The 18865-nt window shown below is 70.6% G+C and carries 18 protein-coding genes; 7 read left to right on the forward strand and 11 right to left on the reverse strand.

Features of this window, described 5'->3' with window-relative positions; all coding sequences use genetic code 11:
- Positions 1-169 precede the first annotated feature (169 nt).
- Complete coding sequence (locus ACO07H_RS22025) at positions 170-1054, reverse strand: alpha/beta fold hydrolase (RefSeq protein WP_422018168.1); 885 nt, start codon at positions 1052-1054, stop codon at positions 170-172.
- A gap of 144 nt (positions 1055-1198) precedes the next feature.
- Here ACO07H_RS22025 and ACO07H_RS22030 point away from each other — a divergent pair, with 144 nt between their 5' ends.
- The 3 genes from ACO07H_RS22030 (at position 1199) to ACO07H_RS22040 (ending at position 4432) form a co-directional block, all read left to right on the forward strand.
- Complete coding sequence (locus ACO07H_RS22030) at positions 1199-2782, forward strand: ABC transporter substrate-binding protein (protein WP_422018170.1); 1584 nt, start codon at positions 1199-1201, stop codon at positions 2780-2782.
- Positions 2783-2924: 142 nt separating this feature from the next.
- A complete protein-coding gene (locus ACO07H_RS22035) occupies positions 2925-3824 on the forward strand; it encodes a LysR family transcriptional regulator (protein WP_422018172.1) in 900 nt (299 codons plus the stop codon).
- Entirely contained in the window at positions 3821-4432 is a 612-nt protein-coding gene (locus tag ACO07H_RS22040; RefSeq protein WP_422018174.1) for a M15 family metallopeptidase, read from the forward strand. Before ACO07H_RS22035 ends, ACO07H_RS22040 begins: the two co-directional genes overlap by 4 nt.
- Positions 4433-4444: 12 nt before the next feature.
- On the opposite strand, the gene ACO07H_RS22045 is transcribed toward ACO07H_RS22040, so the two are convergent.
- Entirely contained in the window at positions 4445-4927 is a 483-nt protein-coding gene (locus ACO07H_RS22045) for an Lrp/AsnC family transcriptional regulator (protein WP_422018176.1), read from the reverse strand.
- Positions 4928-5046: 119 nt separating this feature from the next.
- Here ACO07H_RS22045 and hppD point away from each other — a divergent pair, with 119 nt between their 5' ends.
- The gene (gene hppD / locus ACO07H_RS22050) at positions 5047-6186 is read left to right on the forward strand and encodes a 4-hydroxyphenylpyruvate dioxygenase (RefSeq protein WP_422018178.1); all 1140 of its coding nucleotides are present in this window, start codon (positions 5047-5049) and stop codon (positions 6184-6186) included.
- Here the strand turns inward: hppD and ACO07H_RS22055 are convergent.
- A complete protein-coding gene (locus tag ACO07H_RS22055; RefSeq protein ID WP_422018180.1) occupies positions 6138-7016 on the reverse strand; it encodes an esterase/lipase family protein in 879 nt (292 codons plus the stop codon). The genes hppD and ACO07H_RS22055 overlap by 49 nt on opposite strands.
- A 36-nt stretch (positions 7017-7052) precedes the next feature.
- Here ACO07H_RS22055 and ACO07H_RS22060 point away from each other — a divergent pair, with 36 nt between their 5' ends.
- Both ACO07H_RS22060 and ACO07H_RS22065 read left to right on the forward strand, forming a co-directional pair.
- Positions 7053-7751, forward strand: a complete 699-nt coding sequence (locus ACO07H_RS22060; protein WP_422018182.1) for an FFLEELY motif protein — start codon at positions 7053-7055, stop codon at positions 7749-7751.
- A 148-nt stretch (positions 7752-7899) separates the two neighbouring features.
- Positions 7900-9633, forward strand: coding sequence for a long-chain-fatty-acid--CoA ligase (locus tag ACO07H_RS22065; RefSeq protein WP_422018184.1), 1734 nt, complete (start codon positions 7900-7902; stop codon positions 9631-9633).
- A gap of 121 nt (positions 9634-9754) precedes the next feature.
- On the opposite strand, the gene ACO07H_RS22070 is transcribed toward ACO07H_RS22065, so the two are convergent.
- The 4 genes from ACO07H_RS22070 to purE are packed head-to-tail and all read right to left on the reverse strand — an operon-like array spanning position 9755 to position 13413.
- Positions 9755-10714, reverse strand: a complete 960-nt coding sequence (locus tag ACO07H_RS22070) for an esterase (protein ID WP_422018186.1) — start codon at positions 10712-10714, stop codon at positions 9755-9757.
- A 25-nt stretch (positions 10715-10739) separates the two neighbouring features.
- Positions 10740-11732 (reverse strand): L-threonylcarbamoyladenylate synthase, encoded by a 993-nt coding sequence (locus ACO07H_RS22075; RefSeq protein WP_422018188.1) that lies wholly within the window; start codon positions 11730-11732, stop codon positions 10740-10742.
- Entirely contained in the window at positions 11732-12949 is a 1218-nt protein-coding gene (locus tag ACO07H_RS22080) for a 5-(carboxyamino)imidazole ribonucleotide synthase (RefSeq protein WP_422018190.1), read from the reverse strand. Before ACO07H_RS22080 ends, ACO07H_RS22075 begins: the two co-directional genes overlap by 1 nt.
- The gene (purE, locus tag ACO07H_RS22085) at positions 12949-13413 is read right to left on the reverse strand and encodes a 5-(carboxyamino)imidazole ribonucleotide mutase (RefSeq protein WP_422018675.1); all 465 of its coding nucleotides are present in this window, start codon (positions 13411-13413) and stop codon (positions 12949-12951) included. The genes ACO07H_RS22080 and purE overlap by 1 nt, the downstream gene beginning before the upstream one ends.
- A gap of 143 nt (positions 13414-13556) precedes the next feature.
- Here purE and ACO07H_RS22090 point away from each other — a divergent pair, with 143 nt between their 5' ends.
- Positions 13557-14507 (forward strand): tetratricopeptide repeat protein, encoded by a 951-nt coding sequence (locus tag ACO07H_RS22090; protein WP_422018192.1) that lies wholly within the window; start codon positions 13557-13559, stop codon positions 14505-14507.
- A gap of 7 nt (positions 14508-14514) precedes the next feature.
- Here the strand turns inward: ACO07H_RS22090 and ACO07H_RS22095 are convergent, their stop codons facing one another.
- The 4 genes from ACO07H_RS22095 to ACO07H_RS22110 are packed head-to-tail and all read right to left on the reverse strand — an operon-like array spanning position 14515 to position 18865.
- Positions 14515-16323: a serine/threonine protein kinase gene (locus ACO07H_RS22095; protein WP_422018194.1), complete on the reverse strand. Its 1809-nt coding sequence runs from the start codon at positions 16321-16323 to the stop codon at positions 14515-14517.
- A gap of 53 nt (positions 16324-16376) precedes the next feature.
- A complete protein-coding gene (locus ACO07H_RS22100) occupies positions 16377-17558 on the reverse strand; it encodes a hypothetical protein (protein ID WP_422018196.1) in 1182 nt (393 codons plus the stop codon).
- Positions 17555-18451, reverse strand: coding sequence for a phosphoribosylaminoimidazolesuccinocarboxamide synthase (locus ACO07H_RS22105; protein ID WP_422018198.1), 897 nt, complete (start codon positions 18449-18451; stop codon positions 17555-17557). Before ACO07H_RS22105 ends, ACO07H_RS22100 begins: the two co-directional genes overlap by 4 nt.
- Before the next feature lie 42 nt (positions 18452-18493).
- A complete protein-coding gene (locus ACO07H_RS22110; RefSeq protein ID WP_422018200.1) occupies positions 18494-18865 on the reverse strand; it encodes a response regulator in 372 nt (123 codons plus the stop codon).

Here is an 18865-nt window from a genome sequence, read left to right on the forward strand (position 1 = left end):
CGCAACGACGCCATGCGCCCGCGCAGACCCTCTCCCGAAGGGTTGTCACTCAAAAGCCCGCGCGCGGCGTTGCGAAGTCTCGCTGGGGATGGCCCCAGTTTCGACTTCGCGCCTTGCTCGCGGGCTTTTGAGTGGCAACGCATCCGATTCCCGTAGTGAGGAAAGCCCCCTAGTCCTTGAAGAACTCGGTGGCCTCGGCCAGCACCACGTCCGGTGCCTCCTCGGCGATGTAGTGGCCGCTGTCCACGGCGCGGCCTGAGACGTTCTCCGCCGCGGCGTGCCAGAGCTTCAACGGCTCGAAGCAGCGGCCCACGACGCCGTTCGCGCCCCACAGCACGCGCAGCGGCTGCGTCACGCGCCGGCCCGCGTCGCGGTCGGCGCGGTCGTGGTCCAGGTCGATGCCGGCGCCGGCACGATAGTCGGCGCAGATCGCCGCCGCCGTGCCGGGGCGGGCGATGCAGCGTTCGTATGCCGCCCAGGCCCGCTCGTCGAAAAACCCGCCGCCGCGCCGGCCCATGCCGTCGCGCAGGTAGGCCATCGGGTCGGCCTCAATGAGACGCTCCGGCAGCGGCGCGGGCTGGATCAGGAAGAACCAGTGCCAGTAGGCGCGCGCGAACGCCTCGGTGGTGCCCTCGTACATCGCCAGCGTGGGCGCGATGTCCAGCAGCATCAGCCGCGTGACGGCTTGCGGGTGGTCCAGCGCCAGCCGGTGCGCCACGCGCGCGCCGCGGTCGTGCGCCAGCACGGCGAAGCGGGCATGGCCCAGCGACTGCATCAGCGCGATGGCGTCCCGCGCCATCTCGCGCTTGGCGTAGGCCGCGCTGGCCTCGCCGGCTGGCGGGCGGTCGCTGTCGCCGTAGCCGCGCAAATCCATCAGCACGACACGGCGGGTCTGCGCCAGCACCGGCGCCACGCGGTGCCACATGGCCATCGTCTGCGGGTGGCCGTGCAGCAGCAGCAACGGCGGCCGCGTGTCGGCAGCGGGGCCGCCGTGGCGGGCGTAGATCTTGACGCCGTCGCGCTGGACAGTCAGGGGTTGGAAACCGGTCCACATGGCGGCGATTCTGACCGGCCGCGCCCTCGGCCTTTCGCGCCGCAAAAGGTATAAGCTTTTGTTATGCCCCGTGGCGTCGCCCGCGCTTGCGACGCTGCGGGACGCTCCGAACAATCCCCGCACACCCGCTTTCGCCCTGCCGCCATGAAGCTCGCCGCTCCCCTGCTGTCCGCCGCCCTCGCCTTGCTGGCCCCCGCCGCCGTGCTGGCCCAGGGCAAACCGCTGGTCTATTGCGCCGACGCCAGCCCCGAGGGCTTCGATCCCGGCATGTGGGACAGCGCCAGCACCAACATCGTCAGCGCGCAGATGTTCGACGGCCTGCTGGGCTTCAAGCGCCCGACGACCGAGCTGACCCCGAAGCTGGCCCTCAGCTACGAGATCTCGCCCGACGCCAAGAGCTTCATCTTCAAGCTGCGTCCCGGCGTGAAGTTCCACAGCACGCCGTGGTTCAAGCCGACGCGCACGCTGAACGCCGATGACGTGGTGTTCACGTTCACGCGCTTCATCGACCCCAGCCTGCCGTTCAACAAGGCCTTCCCGACCAATTTCGTCTACCCGCAGAACCTGGGCCTGGCCAAGCTCATCGACGGCATCGACAAGGTGGACGACATGACCGTGCGCTTCCGCCTGAAGCAGCCCAACGTCACCTTCGTCGCCAATGTCGCGTTCGCATGGGCCGGCATCCAGTCCGCCGAGTACGCGGCGCAGCTGCTGAAGGACGGCAAGGCCAGCCAGATCAACGTGCAGCCGGTGGGCACCGGCCCCTTCCAGTTCAAGAGCTACGCCAAGGACGACGTGCTGCGCATGACGGCCAACCCCGACTACTGGGGCGGCAAGCAGCCGACGACCAACCTCGTCTTCAGCATCAGCCGCGAGCCCAACGTCCGCGTGCAGAAGATCGCCGCGGGCGAATGCCACGTGACGGCGGCCCTGCGCGACGTGGACGTGGGCACGCTGGCCAACAACCCCAACATCAGCATCGAGAAGATCCAGGCGCTGAACATCTCGTATCTCAGCTTCAACCTGAAGAAGCCGCCCACCGACAAGCGCGAAGTGCGCGAGGCGCTGGACATCGCCATCGACCGCGACGCCATCTTCAAGGCGCTGTTCCCGCGCGGCGACGCGACGCAGGCCGTCAGCGCCTTCCCGCCGTCCATCCCCGGCTACAACAAGAAGCTGAAGAACGAGTTCGACCCCACCAAGGCCAAGGCCCTGCTGGCCAAGGCCGGCTTCCCCAGCGGCTTCGAGATCGACCTGTGGGCGCTGCCCGTGCAGCGCCCCACCAACCCCAACGGCCAGCTGATGGCCCAGCTCATCCAGCAGGACTGGGCCAAGATCGGCGTGAAGGCCCACATCAAGACCTTCGAATGGGGCGAGTACCTCAAGCGCGCCAACAACGGCGAGCACAACGTCTACATGAGCGGCTGGAGCGGCGAGACCGGCGACGCCGACGACTTCCTGACGCCCAACCTGAGCTGCGCGGCCAACAAGAGCGGCATCAAGTTCTGCAACGCCGAGTTCGAGAAGCTCATCGACGAAGCCCGCGCCACGCCCGACCAGACCAAGCGCATCGCGCTGTACGAGAAGGCGCAGGAGATCTTCAAGCGCGAGCGGCCATGGATCACGATGGCGCACTCCACCGTCTACATCCCCATCCGCAAGGACGTGGTGGGCTTCAAGATGGCGCCGAACGGCTCGGTGGACTTCGAAGGGGTCTACCGGAAATGATCGTCAAGGCCGTCGTGCATTCCTGGGCCGAGCGCCGGGCCGCCCCAAGCCGGCCCTCGCGGCCGCCGGCCGGGCTCCTGGCCCGGGCGTCGGTCGGCCCCCTCGGGGGGCGGACCAGCGGTCACGCTGGGCCGGGGGCCCCATGAGGCTCCGTCACATCGAAGTCTTCCACGCCATCATGCAGGCCGGCACCATCAGCGGTGCCGCGCAGTTGCTGCACATCTCGCAGCCGGCCGTCACCAAGGTGCTGCAGCACTGCGAGCTGCAGTTGGGCATGCCGCTGTTCGACCGCGTGCGCGGCAAGCTCTATCCGACACCCGAGGCGCAGCGGCTGTTCGTCGAGATCGACAAGCTCAACCGCGACCTGGTCGGCATCCGCCGACTGGCCGCCAACCTGAAGAGCGGCGAGAGCGAGCAGGTGCGGCTGGTGGCCACGCCGGCGCTCGCCATGGCCATCGTGCCCGCCGCGATGACGCCCTGGTGCAAGGCGTACCCCAACGCCAGCTGCTCGCTGGCCACGCACCACACGCGCGAGATCGTCTCCGCGCTGCTGCTGGGCGAGGCCGACCTGGCGTTGTCGCTGCAGGACCCGCGCCACCCCGGCATCAAGGCCGAGGCCATCGCCGGCGGCACCATGGTGGCGCTGTGCCCGCTGGGCAGCCCGGAGGCGAAAGGCGACGGCCCGCTGGCGCTGGCCGACATCCGCACCGAGATCGTCGGGCTGGAGAGCGACGACCCGCTGGCCGGCCTGCTGCACCATGCCGGCGAGGCGCTGGGCACGCCGCTGGCGAGCCGCATCACCGTGCAGACCTACCAGCTCGCGCGGGCCCTCGTCGAAGCCGGCGTGGGCATGACGCTGGTGGACCCGTTCACCGCCGCCAGCGCCGACCCGGCCAAGGTGCGCGTGCGGCCACTCAGCCCCGCCGTCACAGTCAACCTCTACCTGCTCAGCGCCGCCAGCGCGCCGCTGGGCCAGGCCTCGCGCCGCCTCGTCAAGTTCATCACCGCCGCTGCGCACGAACATCTGGCCCGACTGCCTTGAACAGCCTCCACATCGAAGACATCGCCGGCCACCCGGACTTCCGCCGCCTGGACACGCTGCGCCACGGCATCGCCACCGAGCTGCGCTACGCGACGGCCGACAACTTCGTGGGCCACCCGGTCTACGCCGGCATCGACTGCGCCTGGCTGCGCCGCGAGGCCGCCGACGCGCTGGAGCACGCGGCCGCGTGGCTGGCCGAGCGCCGCCCCGGCTACCGCCTGCTGGTGCTGGACGCGCTGCGCCCCCAGCGCGTGCAGCAGCGCCTGTGGGACGAGCTGCAGGGCACGCCGCTGACGATGTACCTGGCCCACCCCGAGCGCGGCTCCATCCACAGCTTCGGCATGGCCGTGGACGTGACGCTGCTGGACCCGGCGGGCCGCGAGGTCGACATGGGCAGCGGCTTCGACGAGATGACGCTGGCCTCCCACCCCGACCACGAGGCCGAGCATCTCGCTTTAGGCGCGCTGACGGCGCAACACGTCGCCGAGCGCGGCTGGCTGCGTGCGGCGATGCGCGAGGCGGGCTTCCACGCCATCAGCACCGAGTGGTGGCACTTCGACTTCGGCGACCGCGTGGCGGTCCGGCGGGATCTGCCGCGGGTGTTGTAGTAAGAACAAGCCCTACACCGGCACGGCGGTCGTGTTCTTCAGCCGCTCCAGCACGAAGCTGGTCTTGCAGTCCTGCACGGCGGGGTGCATCAGCAGCGTGTCGCTGATGAAGCGGGCGTAGTGCTGCATGTCCTGCACCAGCACGCGCAGCAGGTAGTCCATCTCGCCGGTCAGCGCCGCACACTCGACCACCTCGGGCCAGGCCTGCACGGCGGCGCGGAACAGGTCGCGCGGGTTGCGCAGCGGGTTGTCGGTCTGCTTTTCCAGCCGCACGTTGATGTAGGCGGTCAGGCCCAGGCCCACGCGCTCGGGCGGCACCAGGGCCACGTACGACGCGATGACGCCGGCCTCCTCCAGCCGGCGCACGCGGCGCAGCACGGCGGACGACGACAGCCCCGCCTCGCCGGCCAGCGCGTCGTAGGTGACGCGGCCGTCCTGCTGCAGCGCGCGCAGGATGCGGCGGTCGATGGCGTCGAGCTCGATGGCGGCTTCCATGGGCGGCATTTTGCAGCTTTCCAGCGTCGCGTAGGCTTGCAGCGCCGCAGATTGCATGAAACCTGCGCCCTCTGCGCCGCAGAATTTCCGGCTTCACACATTTCACCGACGAGGCAGACATGGCCAAGTTCACTCCCTGGGACAACCCCATGGGCACCGACGGCTTCGAGTTCATCGAGTTCGCCGCGCCGGACCCGGCCGCGCTGGGCCAGCTGTTCCAGACCATGGGTTTCACGGCCGTGGCCCGCCACCGCCACAAGAACGTGACGCTGTACCGCCAGGGCGGCGTGAACTTCATCATCAACGCCGAGAGCGACTCGTTCGCGCAGCGCTTCGCGCGGCTGCACGGCCCGTCGATCTGCGCCATCGCCTTCCGCGTCGACAACGCCGCCCACGCCTACCAGCGCGCGCTGGAGCTGGGCGCCTGGGGCTTCGACAACAAGACCGGCCCGATGGAGCTGAACATCCCGGCCATCAAGGGCATCGGCGACTCGCTGATCTACCTGGTCGACCGCTGGCAGGGCAAGGGCGGCGCCAAGCCCGGGGCCATCGGCAACATGTCCATCTACGACGTGGACTTCGTGCCCGTGCTGGACGCGCAGGGCCAGCCGGTGGACCCGAACCCGGTGGGCAACGGCCTGACCGACATCGACCACCTGACGCACAACGTCTTCCGCGGCCGCATGAAGGAATGGTCGGAGTTCTACGAGCGCTTCTTCAACTTCCGCGAGGTGCGCTACTTCGACATCGAGGGCAAGCTGACCGGCCTGAAGAGCAAGGCCATGACCAGCCCCTGCGGCAAGATCCGCATCCCGATCAACGAGAGCAGCGACGACAAGAGCCAGATCGCCGAGTACCTGGCCCTGTACCACGGCGAGGGCATCCAGCACGTCGCCCTGGGCACCACCGACATCTACGGCACGGTCGAAGGCATGAAGGCCGGCGGCGTGGAGTTCCAGGACACCATCGACACCTACTTCGACCTGATCGATAAGCGCCTGCCGGGCCACGGCGAGAACCTGGCCGAGCTGCGCCGCCTGCGCATCCTGATCGACGGCGCCACGCACATGGGCGCGGACGATGAGCTGCTGCTGCAGATCTTCACCAAGGAAGTGATCGGGCCGATCTTCTTCGAGCTGATCCAGCGCAAGGGCAACGAGGGCTTCGGCGAAGGCAACTTCAAGGCCTTGTTCGAGAGCATCGAGCTGGATCAGATCCGCCGCGGCGTGCTGACCGACACCGCAGCCAAGGCGGTCTGAAAGATCGCCCACACGCGCGGGTCGTTGACCAGCCCCACGTGGCCCACCGCGTCGATGCGGTGGGCTGCCGCGCCCGGCACCACGGCCGTGTGCGCGGGGATGACCATCTGGTCGCACGGCGTCCACACGCAGGTCAGGCGCGGCAGCGGCGGCAGCGCGGCCATCCAGTCGCAGTCCAGGCGCATCTGCCGCGCATTGAAGGCCGGCGAGAACGCCGCCAGCAGTGTGCCGCGGTGCGGCGTGCCCAGCGTGATGACCTGCGGCGCGTCCGCTCCGCCATGTCGCCGCCACCAGGCGCGCACGGCGACGCCGCCCATGCTGTGGCAGACGATCAATGGCATGCGCCCCGCCATCCCGGGCAAGGCGCGCAGCCGCTGCACGTCGGCCTCGATGGCATCGGCGTAGTCGTCGATGCTGCCGAACGCCGGCTCCAGGCTGGGCGCGACGAAGGCCACGCCCTGCTGGCGCAGCCGGGCCATCCACGGATTCCAGAACGCACGGTTGCAGCTGAAGCCATGCACCAGCAGCACCGCGGCGGTCGCATCCGGCGGCAGGTGGTCGGCCTCGGCGTGCGTGCGCCACGGCTGGCGCCAGCCGAAGCTGCGCTCAGTGGCCCCCACCTCCAGCGCCCAGGCCCGCAGCAGGTCGCCCCAGGCGGGCTGCGCCTCGCCGCGGTTGACCCAGCGCAGCGCGATGAACGAGGGCGGCAGCACCAGCAGCGGGTAGGCGAAGTACGCCACGAGGCCCGCGCCCCAACCGAACCGCCAACCCACACCGAAGCCGATGACCAGCCGGGCGAAGAACCAGATCCTCTGCAGTCGTGCATTCATGGCGCCAGTGTAGGAAGGCAGAATCGCCACCGACCCATGGACGAACTCAGCGCCGAATCCCTGCTGGCCGATCTGAAACGCGTCGAGGCCGAACGCACCCGCCGCGCCGCGGACCCGGCGCTTGAAGCGCGGGTGCTGGCGCTGAAGGCCTTCCAGCAGCGCCGCTTCGCGCACACCTACGCGGACCTGCTGACCGACCCGCGCTACCAGCCGGCGACGCGCTTCTTCCTGCATGAGCTCTACGGTCCCGACGACTACCGCCAGCGCGACGCGCAGTTCGCCCGCGTCATCCCGACGCTGACGCGCCTGTTCCCCGACGAGGTCGTGGACACCGTCGCCAAGCTGGCGCGGCTGCATGCGCTGTCGGAGCGGCTGGACACGCGCATGGCCGAGCACCTGCCCTCCCCCGACCTCACGCCGGCGGCCTACGTGGCCGCCTGGCGTGCCTGCGCAGAGCCGGCCTCGCGCCGCGAGCAGATCGCGCTGACGATGGCCGTCGGCGAATCGCTGGACCGGCTCACGCGCAAGCCGCTGCTGCGCCAGACGCTGAAGCTGATGCGCGGCCCTGCGCAGATGGCCGGGCTGGGTGCGCTGCAGCATTTTCTTGAAAGCGGCTTCGACACCTTCCGTGCGATGCGCGGCGCCGGCGAGTTCCTGGCGACGGTGCGCCGACGCGAGGACACCCTGGCGCAAGCGCTGTTCGACGGTGACATGCAGGGTCTTTCCGGCCTCTGAATGCGGGCTTCGTCCCGAAACGATGGGACGCCGGCGCCATGCCGTGTCACCCAGGCGTCAGCATTCTCTGTTTCGTGCTAGGGCAAGTCCCCTGGCCTGAATCCGCATCGCGCGCGAGCATCAACGGCTCCATTCGAAGAGGCCCGCCATGACCGCCGCCGTTGCTGAAGCAGCCCCTGAAGTGACCTCCCGCGCCAAGCCCTGGCTGGCCAGCTACCCGAGCGGCGTGCCGGCCGAGATCGACACCCGCGTCTACGGCTCGCTGGTGCAACTGCTGGACGAGGCCTTCCGCAAGCATGCGCAGCGCGACGCCGCCCTCTGCATGGGCCAGCGCATGACCTTCGCCGAGATGGACCGGCTGTCGGTGCAGCTGGGCGCGTGGCTGCAGGCGCAGGGGCTCAAGCAGGGCGACCGTGTCGCCCTCATGATGCCCAACCTGCTGCAGTACGGCGTGGCCATCTCGGCCATCCTGCGCGCGGGCTTCGTGGTCGTGAACGTGAACCCGCTGTACACGCCGCGCGAGCTGGCGCACCAGCTCAAGGACTCGGGGGCGCGCGCCATCGTCGTGCTGGAGAACTTCGCGCACACGCTGGCCGAGGTCATCGACGAGACCGACGTGCACCACGTCGTGCTGGCCTCCATGGGCGACCTGCTGAGCTGGTGGAAGGGGCCGCTGATCAACTTCGCCGTGCGGCACGTGAAGAAGATGGTGCCGGAGTTCCGCCTCCCCGCCGGAGAAGGCCGCACCGTCGTGCGCTTCAACGAGGCGCTGAGCCACGGCGACCGGCTGCACCTGAAGAAGCCCGAGCTCGGCCCGGACGACGTCGCCTTCCTGCAGTACACCGGCGGCACGACCGGCGTGTCCAAGGGCGCAACGCTGCTGCACCGCAACATCGTCGCCAACATCCTGCAGGTCGAGGCCTGGTTCCAGCCCATGCTGGCCCGGCTGCCGCAGGACATGCAGTTCACCAACGTCTGCGCGCTGCCGCTGTATCACATCTTCGCGCTGACGGCCTGCTTCATGCTCGGCGCGCGCATGGGCCACCTGAACATCCTGGTGCCCAACCCGCGCGACATCCCCGGCTTCATCGAGACGCTGCGCGGCCACAAGATCCATATATTCCCGGCCGTCAACACGCTGTTCAACGCACTGGCCAACGAGCCGGGCTTCTCGCGCCTGGACTTCTCCGAGCTGGTCATCTCCAACGGCGGCGGCATGGCCGTGCAGCAGGCCACGGCCGAGAAATGGCTCAAGGTCACGGGCTGCCCGGTGGTGGAAGGGTACGGGCTGTCCGAGACCTCGCCTGCCGCGACCATCAACCCGCTGGACCTGCGCGTCTTCAACGGCAGCATCGGCCTGCCGGTGCCGTCCACCGAGATCGCCATCCGTGACGACGACGGCCGCGACGTCCCCCTCGGCGAGCGCGGCGAGATCTGCATCCGCGGCCCGCAGGTCATGGCCGGCTACTGGAAGCGGCCCGACGAAACCGCCAACGTCATGGATGCCGACGGCTTCTTCAAGAGCGGCGACATCGGCATCATGGACGAGCGCGGCTACGTGCGTATCGTCGACCGCAAGAAGGACATGATCCTGGTCAGCGGCTTCAACGTGTACCCGACCGAGATCGAGCAGGTCGTGAACCTGCATCCGGGCGTGCTGGAGTGCGCCGCCGTCGGCGTGCCGGACGCCAAGTCCGGCGAGGCGGTCAAGCTGTTCGTCGTCAAGAGCGACCCGGCGCTGGCGGAGGAGGACCTGAGCAGCTACTGCGCCGCGCAGATGACGGCCTACAAGCGGCCCAAGTTCATCGAGTTCCGCGACGACCTGCCCAAGACCAACGTCGGCAAGATCCTGCGCCGCGAGCTCAGGACCAGTACCGCCTGAATCTTCAGGTCGCCGCAGGCAGGCCACCCCGCCAGCAGCAGCCGTGGAACTGGCTTCGCCAGGCCGCCGGCTGCGCCCCCTTGAGGGTGAGGCGCGTCAAACGCCTCGGGGGTGGGCTGAATTAAAACGGGTTGTTGCGTGCGCGCGAGAGCGCCAGCGTGCCGACGCGCTGCTGCGCGCTCGGGCTCAGTGTCGTGTCGCCGGCCCACAGCCACTGCGTCACGTTCGCGTCGGTCTGCAGCGTGTCGGTCGTGCAGTCCTGGATCGCGACGTCGCTGCGGCAGGCCGCCTGCGTGACGTTGGTGTAGCTGAAGGCGCTCGGGAACCGGACGATCTGCTGGATGTTCTCGTCAACCAGCACCAGGCCGATCAGGCGGCCGTCGTTGAGCAGGTTCAGCCGCATCTCGGTGTTGAACGCCGTGCTCAGGTCGTTCAGGAACAGCGCGCGGTCGATGTCGGTCTGCTGCAGGCGCTCGTTCTGGCCGAAGGGCGTCAGGCCCACGTCGAAGATCGTCGAGACCAGCACGCGGCCGTTGGCGTTGGCGATGCGGTTGGCCTGGCTGGCCAGCAGCTTGCCACGGGCCTTGGCCTCGTTGATCAGTGCGTCGCGGCTCTGCGCCGGGAACTGGCGGTAGAGCTCCAGGATGTCATTGACACCGACGCCGATCGCCACCAGGTCCTTGGGACCGAAGCGGTCGTTAGACAGGAACAGGTCAATCTTGGCCTGCACGTCGGCCACCTTGGCGCCCGCCTCGGCGGACATGATGCCCTGAGGCAGCGCGATGTAGTCCAAGTTGCACTGCTGGAACACCATGTTGAAGCCGCCGGCCAACACCTGACTCCAGACCGGGTTGATCCGGCAGTCCGGCTGCAGCGTCTCAGCGTTCTTGCCATTGATCGTGTACTTCTTGCCGCTCTGCAGGATGACGCCGCTCTCGTCGCCAAAGATGATGGTGCGGGTCGGCGCGAACGGGTCGATCTGCGCGGTACCTCCGCCGCCGCAGCCGGCGATCAGCGCGGCCGCCGCCACCGTGGCCAGGGCCAGGGCGCGTTTGAATTTCTGGGAGACAACACGTTGCATGACGATCAACTCAGGACAGGAAAACTCAATCGGCGAAGGCGGCGGCGGCCCGGCTGAGCCGGTCCCGCACACCATCCCAGGCCGTGTCGCGCGGTGGCGCCTCGACCCAGATCTCATGGGCGCCGGCCGCATCAAAAGCCCGCAGCACCGCAAACAATTCGTGGGCCGCTGCCGCGGGGTCGCCCGGCAGGGCTTGCCATTGGCAAACCAGCCCGGCCGGCGGTTGGGCGCGTGAATATACCGCCAGCCCTTCCAGGCCCCCGCCGGCGGCCACTGTGCCCAAACGTAAAGCCAGGGCGGCTGCGTCCAGCAGGCGCACGCGGGCATGGGGTGCATAGTGTGCCGCCAGCGTGCCCGAAGCCTTGGGCGCGGCGGCGTCCGGCTCGGCCAGCGCCTCACCCAGGGCGGCCTCGATGCGCGCGCGGGGGATGAGCCCGGGGCGCAGCAGCGCAGGACGCTCGCGGCTGCAATCGACGATGCTGGATTCGATGCCCACCTCGCAGGAGCCGCCATCCAGGACCATCAGTTCGGCACCGAATTCCTCCACCACATGGCGGGCCCGCGTCGGGCTGACACGGCCGAAGCGGTTGGCGCTGGGCGCCGCCACGCCCTGCACGCCCAGCGTGCGCGCCGCCGCCAGCACGGCGCGCGCGACCGGGTGTGCGGGCGCGCGCAGCGCCACCGTGACCTGCCCACCCGCCGCGGCCTCGGCCATGCCCGGCTTGCGCGCCACGATGACGGTCAGCGGGCCGGGCCAGAAGGCGTCCATCAGCCGGCGCGCGGCGGCGGGCAGGGGGTCGGCAAACGGCGCGGCGGCGGCGGCGTCCAGCACGTGGACGATCAGCGGGTGGTCACTGGGCCGGCCCTTGGCGGCGAAGACCTTGGCGACGGCGGTGTCGCTGTCGGCCCGCGCGGCCAGGCCGTAGACGGTCTCGGTCGGCAGGCCCAGCAGTTCGCCAGCGGCCAGGCGCTCGGCAGCGGCCTGGACGGCGTCGGGATCGGTGCCGGGCAACAGCATCAGAAATCGGTGGGCAGGCCCAGGATGGCCGCCGCCTGCAGGGCCACGTCGTGCGCGCCCTCGGGCGTGTCGGCCGTGATGTTCAGGTGGCCCATCTTGCGGCCATGGCGGGCGGCGGCCTTGCCGTACAGGTGCAGGTGCGTGCCGGGCAGCGCCAGCACGCGGTCCCAGGCCGGCGTCGTCGGCCCGCCTGCATCGCTGAACCACAGGTCACCCAGCAGGTTCAGCATGACGGACGCCGAATGCTGGCGCGGCTCGGACAGCGGCAGGCCGGTCAACGCCCGCACCTGCAGCTCGAACTGCGACACGTCGCAGCCGTCCATCGTCCAGTGGCCGGAGTTGTGCGGGCGCGGCGCCATCTCGTTGACGACGAGGCGGCCGTCCCCGACCGGCCGGCCGGCCGCGTCGTGCTCGTGAACCCAGAAGAACTCCACGCAGAGTACGCCGACGTAATCCAGCGCCTGCGCCACCTGGCGCGCCGCCGCGACGGCCAGCCGGTCCACCTCGACCGGCACGTCGGGCGCAGGCACTTCGGTGACGGCAAGGATGCCGCCGCGGTGCAGGTTCTGCTGCACCGGGAAGTTGACGATCTGCCCGTCGGCGCCGCGCGCGACGAGCACGCTCAGTTCGGCCTTGAGCGGCAGCAACTGCTCCAGCACGCAGGGCACGCGCCGGAGGTTGTCCCACGCGTCGGCCAGGTCGGCGGCAGTGGCCACGCGCACCTGGCCCTTGCCGTCGTAGCCCATGCGGGACGTCTTCAGGATGCCGGGCAGCAGCGCGGGGTCCACGGCCGCGAGTTCGATGTCGTTCGTGATGACGGCGTGCGGCGCACAGGGCACGCCTGCGGCCTGGAAATGCGCCTTCTCGACCGCACGGTCCTGGCAGACGGCGACGGCGGCGGCCGAGGGCGCCACGACGCGCATGCCGGCCAGCGTCTGCAGCGCCAGCGCCGGCACGTTCTCGAACTCGGTCGTGATCGCGTCGCAGTCGCGCGCCAGCTGCGCCAGCCCGAAGGAGTCCAGGTAGTCGGCCTTGACGTGCTTGTCCGCCACCGCGCCCGCGGGGCTGATGGCGTCCGGGTCCAGCACGACGCAGCGGTAGCCCATCGCCTGGGCCGCGTGCACGAACATGCGGCCGAGCTGGCCGCCGCCCAGCACGCCGAGCGTCGCTTGTCGCGCTTCGCCGATCGTCTCGGCACCGGGGAGCAGCACGGGCATCAGCGCAGCTCCTCGCTCATGGCACGGGCCGCCTCGGTCTGCGTTGCGCGGAAGGCTGCGAGCCTGCCCAGCAGCGCGGCGTCACCCGTGGCCAGCATGGCGACGGCGAACAGCGCGGCATTGGCGGCGCCGGCGCTGCCGATGGCGAACGTCGCGACCGGGATGCCCTTGGGCATCTGCACGATGGAGTGCAGGGAATCGACCCCCATCAGGTGCCGGCTGGCGACCGGCACGCCCAGCACGGGCACCGTCGTCTTGGCGGCCAGCATGCCCGGCAGGTGGGCCGCGCCGCCGGCGCCGGCGATGATGGCCTTCAGCCCGCGGCCGGCAGCGCCCTCGGCATACGCGAACATGTCGTCCGGCATGCGGTGGGCCGACACGACCCTGGCGTCGAAGGCGACACCGAACTCGGTCAGAATCGCGGCCGCCTGCTTCATCGTCTCCCAGTCGCTGCTGGAGCCCATGACGATGCCGATGACGGCATCCGGGTTCTGGGGGGCTGGGGTGGACAAGGTCGCGCTCCGGGGCTCAGAAAAGCCTTGAATTGTAGGTCGCGAGCCTTCACCTGCTTCCCGGTGGCCCCACCCACGCACTCCACGCTCCCGCCATGATCGACATCACCCTCCAGAACTTCGAAGCCGAACTCATCGTTGCCTCCCAGAACCAGCCCGTGCTGCTGGACATCTGGGCGCCATGGTGCGGCCCCTGCCGCACGCTCGGCCCCATGCTGGAGAAGCTGGAGACCGCCTACGCCGGCCGCTTCACGCTCGCCAAGCTCAACAGCGACGACGTGCCCGAGATCGCCACGCAGCTCAGCCAGATGTTCGGCGTGCGCTCCATCCCGTTCTGCGTGATGTTCGTGGGTGGCCAGCCGGTGGACGGCTTCGTCGGCGCCATCCCGGAGGCGCAGATCCGCGAGTTCCTGGACAAGCACGTGCCGGCCGGAGAGGAACTCGAAGCCGAGGCCGACGTGGCCGCGGCGCAGGACCTGATGGCCGAAGGCGACCTGGAGGCCGCACTGACCAAGCTGGCCCACGCGGTGCAGACCGACCCGGCCAATGACGCCGCGCGCTTCGACTACGTGAAGGCGCTGCTGGAGCTGGATCTGGTGGCTGACGCCCGCGCCGCCTTCGCGCCGGTGGCCGCCAAGGCCGCCGACACGCTGACCCCGTCGCCCCGCCTGGCTGCGCTGGCCACCTGGCTGAGCGCTTTCGATGCGGCCGCTGGCGCCGACCCGGCCGCACTGCAGGGCGCGATCGCCGCCAACAAGCGCGACTTCGACGCCCGTTTCGCGCTGGCCCAGCACCATCTCGCGCAGCAGCGCTTCACCGAAGCCATGGACGAGCTGCTGGAAATCATCATGCGCGACAAGGCCTGGAACGGCGAGGCCGCGCGCAAGACCTATGTCGCCATCCTCGAGCTGCTGACCAAGCCGACGCCCAAGCCGGCCGCGGAAGCCCGCACCGGCACCGTCGAGATCGCCGGCAAGGCCGCCGTCCTGCACAGCGACCCGCTGCTCGACCAGTACCGGCGCAAGCTGTCGATGGCGCTGTTCTGACGCTGGCTCAGGGCGACGTGCGGTTGTTGCTGCGGATCTCGCGCAGCTTCATGCACTCGGCGTCGTTCTGGAACGCCGGCTTCTCGCACTGCCGGTCGATGCACCAGGCACGCGCCAGGAACACGCGGCCGCCGCAGGCTTCGGCGGCGGTGCGCGGCTCGCCCGCAGGCGCGGGGGCTGCGGCAGCGCCCGCGGACGACCGACTGGCCGCATTGCCGCCTGCCGACATCGACCCGGTCGGCTCCGGCGTCGCCACGGGTGACGTGCGCGGCATGGCGCGGACCTCCGCGGGCTTGTCGCCCGCGACAGGCTTCAATGCGCCGTCGCGGCGGGCGACGGCGGGTGCCGGCTGCGAGGCTGCGGGCCCGGTCCGCAAAGGGAGGCTGGCAGCGCTGGCGACGGGTGCGGTCTTCACCGGCGCCGGTGCCACGGTGTCGGGCATTGCGGCGACAGGGGTCGGGGCGGAGGACGCTTCGGCCACCGTGACAGCCGGCGCAGGCACGGAGGCGGCGAGTTCAGCCGGGGCCGCTTCGGGCGCCGCGGGCCTGCCGCGCAGTTGGACGATGAACAGCCCCAGCAACAGCAGCGCGGCACCCCCCGCCGCGAGCAGCCCCCAGCGCCGCTTGCCCGCCGCCGCGGGTGCTGCCGATGCAGGCGCAGGCGCGGGCTGCAGTGCAGGGGGCAGGTCAGGCAGTAGGGGCGCGGCGGCGGAACGCGGCGACACGATGGTCGCGTCCGCATCCCCAGGCGCCGTGGCCGGCCCGAAGACGCCGGAGCGCGGGACGACGATGGTGGGCGCGAGCGACGATTGCGGTGGCGCCTCGGCCGGGTCGCTGTCGGCGATGTCGAGGTCCAGCGCCGCCGTGCGTGGCGGCGGCTGCGTCACGCCGGTACGCGGCGGCGCAGGCAGCGGTTCCGGCACGGGCACCCGGCCATCCATCACCTCGCGCCAGGCGGCCGCCGTCTGCGGGCGCTGGTGCGGCGGCATGCGCAAGGCCCAGTCCAGGCCGGCAAGGAATTGCGGCGAATAGCCTTCGACGGCGAGGGGCGCGAAATCGTCCGTCATCGCCCGCGTCGTGGCCGGCGGCGGCGGGCGACCGGTCAGCAGCTCGTGCATGGCCGCGGCCAGCGCGTAGAAGTCGGTCCACGGCCCCTGGCGCAGCGTGTCCGCCTCGGCGTACTGCTCGATGGGCGCGAAGCTGGGCTTGAGGATGGCCGTGAAGACCTGGGTGCGGTCACCGATGGTCTGCCGCGCGGCGCCGAAATCCAGCAGGATGGGCGCGCTGCCGTCGGCGGGCATGAAGATGTTGTCGGGCGCCACGTCGCGGTGCCAGACCTGCTGGGCGTGCAGCACTTCCAGGCCGCCCAGCACCGAGTCGAAGATGCGCCGCGCCCAGGCCTCGGGCGGCGGCGTGGCCCGCGTGCGGCGGGCCTCGCGCAGGTTCTGGCCGACGAGGCGCGGCATGGCCATGTAGGCGGTGCCGTTGGCTTCCCAGAAGCGGTAGACCTTGAGCAGCGACGGGTGGTCGAAGCGGGCCAGCAGGCGGGCTTCATTGACGAAGCTGCGCCGGCCCAGCTCGAAGGTCTCCTTCATGGACACCGAGCGCACGCAGACGAACGACTGCCCGTCGCGCGATGCGAACTGGCTGGGCATGTACTCCTTGATCGCGATCTCGCGCTCCAGCGAGTGGTCGCGTGCGAGGTAGACGATGCCGAAGCCGCCGACGCCCAGCGTGCCCAGGATCTCCAGCTCGCCGAAGCGGGTGCCGGGGGGCAAGGCGGGGATGAAGTCGTCGGAGCGAGCGTCGGCACTCATGGCCAAACGAGAGTACCCCAGGCCGGCCCGGCTGGCAGCCCGGATAAAGCCTGTCAGCGCGGTGGATGTGCCAGCCCGGCAGCGCGCAGGCGCGCGGCCCAGCGCTGCCGCTGCGAGGCGTCGTCGGCCCAGGCCGCCTGGGCGGCATCGGCATGCTGCGCGGACAGCCCCCCCTCATTCAGGCGGGCGTAGACCTGCGCCAGCCGGGCGTGCAGCGCGGCGCGCTCGTCGAGGTCGCAATGGGCCGGGTCCTCGGCCAGCACTTCGACGGCCGCCTGGTCGGCCAGCGCGCGGGCGCGCACCAGCTCGCCGGTGTTGGCCCAGCACCAGGCCAGGTCGGCCAGCAGGCTGCCGCCAGTGCGCGCCAGGCCGGCTGCCACGGCCTCGGGCAGATGCGCCTCCAGCAGCGCCGCGGCGGCGGCGTGGTCGCCCTGCACGGTCAGCAGCTGGGCGCGCAACAGCGGCGTCAGGTCGGCCCGGGGCGAGCCACCGACCGCGTCATCGAAATGGCCGATGGAGTCCACGCCCAGCAGCACCGCAGGCGCCTCGCCGGGCTCGCCGGCCAGCGCCGCATGGCGGATGCGCAGCGCGCGCATCTGCATCTGGTTGTAGAGCAGCGCCGCGAGGCCGGCATCGTCGCCATCCGCGCTGGCGGCACGGCGGCCGAAGGCGTACCAGGCGGACGCGGCAGCCTCGTCCCGGGCCAGGTCCCAGGCCATGCCCAACGCCGAGGCGACGCGGCACGCGGCGGCGTTCGACGCCGCATGTGCAACCCCAGCGGCGTTAGACGCCGCATGCGCGGCGCCAGCGCCGTTGTCCGCCGCGCCAGCCAGCGCAGCCGTGGCGTGGGTGACGAGGCGCTCGATGTCGCGGTCGACGAAGGCCATCAGCGCGAGCCAGGCGTCGCACAGTGCCGTCAGGCCGGACAGCCCGGCGGCGTTTGCCATCACCCGGGCGCGGCCGACGCGCTCCCGGGCGCCGCCACCGAAGGCGCTGAAGTACGCGGTGAGGCCCTCAGCCAGGTGCAGCCAGGCCGCCAGCTCGACGCGCGGATGCACCAGCGCGCGGGCCTGCAGCCGGTCCAACTCCTCGCGGGCCTCGACCGCGCGGCCATGGCGCAGCCACAGGATGGCGCGCTGGGCCTGCAGCACCGCGCAGCGCGCCGGCATGGCGGCGACAGCGGCGATCTCGCCGTCCAGCCGCTGGGCCAGCCGGCTGCGCAGTTTCACCGTCATGCGGTGAGCCGCTGCAGGGCTTCCTCGTACTTCTGCAGCGTGCGGTCGATGACCTCGGCCGGCAGCGCCGGGGCCGGGCCGGTCTTGCCCCAGGGTTGGCCGTCGATGCGCACCGCCTCCAGCCAGTCGCGCACGAACTGCTTGTCGTAGCTGGGCGGGTTGCAGCCCGGCGCATAGCTCTCGACCGGCCAGTAGCGCGAGGAGTCGGGCGTCAGCACCTCGTCCATCAGCGTCAGCGTGCCGTTCTCGTCCAGGCCGAACTCGAACTTGGTGTCGGCAATGATGATGCCCTTGGTCAGCGCGAAGTCGGCAGCGCGCTGGTAGAGCTGGATGGAGATGTCGCGCACGCGGGTGGCGAGGTCCACGCCGATGATCCCGGCCATCGTCTCGAACGAGATGTTCTCGTCGTGGTCGCCCATCTCGGCCTTGGTGGCGGGCGTGAAGATGGGCGCCGGCAGCTTGTCGGCATTGCGCAGGCCGGCGGGCAGCGGCACGCCGCAGACGCTGCCGCTGGCCTGGTATTCGGCCCAGCCGCTGCCGGCCAGGTACCCGCGCACCACGGCCTCCACCGGCAGCGGCTTCAGGCGCTTGACCAGCATGGAGCGGCCCGCCACCTGCTCGCGCTCCTCGGGCGTCACGACGGAGAGCGGGTCGTCCCCGGTGAGGTGGTTGGGCACGAGGCCCTGCAGGCGGTCGAACCAGAACAGCGCCATGCGGGTGAGCAGCGCGCCCTTGCCGGGGATGGGCTCGCCCATGATGACGTCGAAGGCCGACAGGCGGTCGCTGGCGATCATCAGGATGCGGTCGTCGCCGACGGCGTAGTTCTCGCGCACCTTGCCGCGGCCCAGCAGGGGCAGCGACGTGATGGAGGACTGGAGCAGGGCTTGAGACATGGCGGGCAGCGGCGGGCGCGAGGGGCGGCGAAGGCGCGGATTTTAAGAGGGCAGGAAGGCGCGCACCTGCTGGGCGAAGCGGGTCACTTCGATGGGCTTGGCCAGGTAGCCGTCGAAGCCGGCCGCGCAGAAGCGGGTCTCGTCACCGTGCATGGCATGGGCCGTGAAGGCGATGACGGGCAGGCTCGCCAGCCGCGCGTCGGCCTTGAACTCGCGCGCCAGACTCAGGCCGTCGACACCCGGCAGCTGGATGTCCAGCAGGATGAGGTCGGGCCGCTGCGCCGCCAGCACGGCGCGCGCCGTCTCGGCATCCGGCGCACGCAGCACCTGCATGCCGGCGGCCTCCAGCACGCATTCGACGAGCAGCAGGTTCAGCTCGTGGTCGTCGACGACGAGGATGCAGGGGGCCGCCAT

Source organism: Roseateles sp. (genome assembly GCF_965229315.1).
In the GTDB taxonomy this organism is placed as follows: domain Bacteria; phylum Pseudomonadota; class Gammaproteobacteria; order Burkholderiales; family Burkholderiaceae_C; genus Pelomonas.

What these genes read in the sequence shown, in the direction of transcription:
- ACO07H_RS22025 (WP_422018168.1), bottom strand. Translation starts at nt 1,054, where the DNA reads ATGTGGACCGGTTTCCAACCCCTGACTGTCCAGCGCGACGGCGTCAAG.
- ACO07H_RS22030 (WP_422018170.1), top strand. Translation starts at nt 1,199, where the DNA reads ATGAAGCTCGCCGCTCCCCTGCTGTCCGCCGCCCTCGCCTTGCTGGCC.
- ACO07H_RS22035 (WP_422018172.1), top strand. Translation starts at nt 2,925, where the DNA reads ATGAGGCTCCGTCACATCGAAGTCTTCCACGCCATCATGCAGGCCGGC.
- ACO07H_RS22045 (WP_422018176.1), bottom strand. Translation starts at nt 4,927, where the DNA reads ATGGAAGCCGCCATCGAGCTCGACGCCATCGACCGCCGCATCCTGCGC.
- hppD (WP_422018178.1), top strand. Translation starts at nt 5,047, where the DNA reads ATGGCCAAGTTCACTCCCTGGGACAACCCCATGGGCACCGACGGCTTC.
- ACO07H_RS22055 (WP_422018180.1), bottom strand. Translation starts at nt 7,016, where the DNA reads ATGAATGCACGACTGCAGAGGATCTGGTTCTTCGCCCGGCTGGTCATC.
- ACO07H_RS22060 (WP_422018182.1), top strand. Translation starts at nt 7,053, where the DNA reads ATGGACGAACTCAGCGCCGAATCCCTGCTGGCCGATCTGAAACGCGTC.
- ACO07H_RS22065 (WP_422018184.1), top strand. Translation starts at nt 7,900, where the DNA reads ATGACCGCCGCCGTTGCTGAAGCAGCCCCTGAAGTGACCTCCCGCGCC.
- ACO07H_RS22070 (WP_422018186.1), bottom strand. Translation starts at nt 10,714, where the DNA reads ATGCAACGTGTTGTCTCCCAGAAATTCAAACGCGCCCTGGCCCTGGCC.
- ACO07H_RS22075 (WP_422018188.1), bottom strand. Translation starts at nt 11,732, where the DNA reads ATGCTGTTGCCCGGCACCGATCCCGACGCCGTCCAGGCCGCTGCCGAG.
- ACO07H_RS22080 (WP_422018190.1), bottom strand. Translation starts at nt 12,949, where the DNA reads ATGCCCGTGCTGCTCCCCGGTGCCGAGACGATCGGCGAAGCGCGACAA.
- purE (WP_422018675.1), bottom strand. Translation starts at nt 13,413, where the DNA reads ATGGGCTCCAGCAGCGACTGGGAGACGATGAAGCAGGCGGCCGCGATT.
- ACO07H_RS22090 (WP_422018192.1), top strand. Translation starts at nt 13,557, where the DNA reads ATGATCGACATCACCCTCCAGAACTTCGAAGCCGAACTCATCGTTGCC.
- ACO07H_RS22095 (WP_422018194.1), bottom strand. Translation starts at nt 16,323, where the DNA reads ATGAGTGCCGACGCTCGCTCCGACGACTTCATCCCCGCCTTGCCCCCC.
- ACO07H_RS22100 (WP_422018196.1), bottom strand. Translation starts at nt 17,558, where the DNA reads ATGACGGTGAAACTGCGCAGCCGGCTGGCCCAGCGGCTGGACGGCGAG.
- ACO07H_RS22105 (WP_422018198.1), bottom strand. Translation starts at nt 18,451, where the DNA reads ATGTCTCAAGCCCTGCTCCAGTCCTCCATCACGTCGCTGCCCCTGCTG.
- ACO07H_RS22110 (WP_422018200.1), bottom strand. Translation starts at nt 18,865, where the DNA reads ATGGCGGCCCCCTGCATCCTCGTCGTCGACGACCACGAGCTGAACCTG.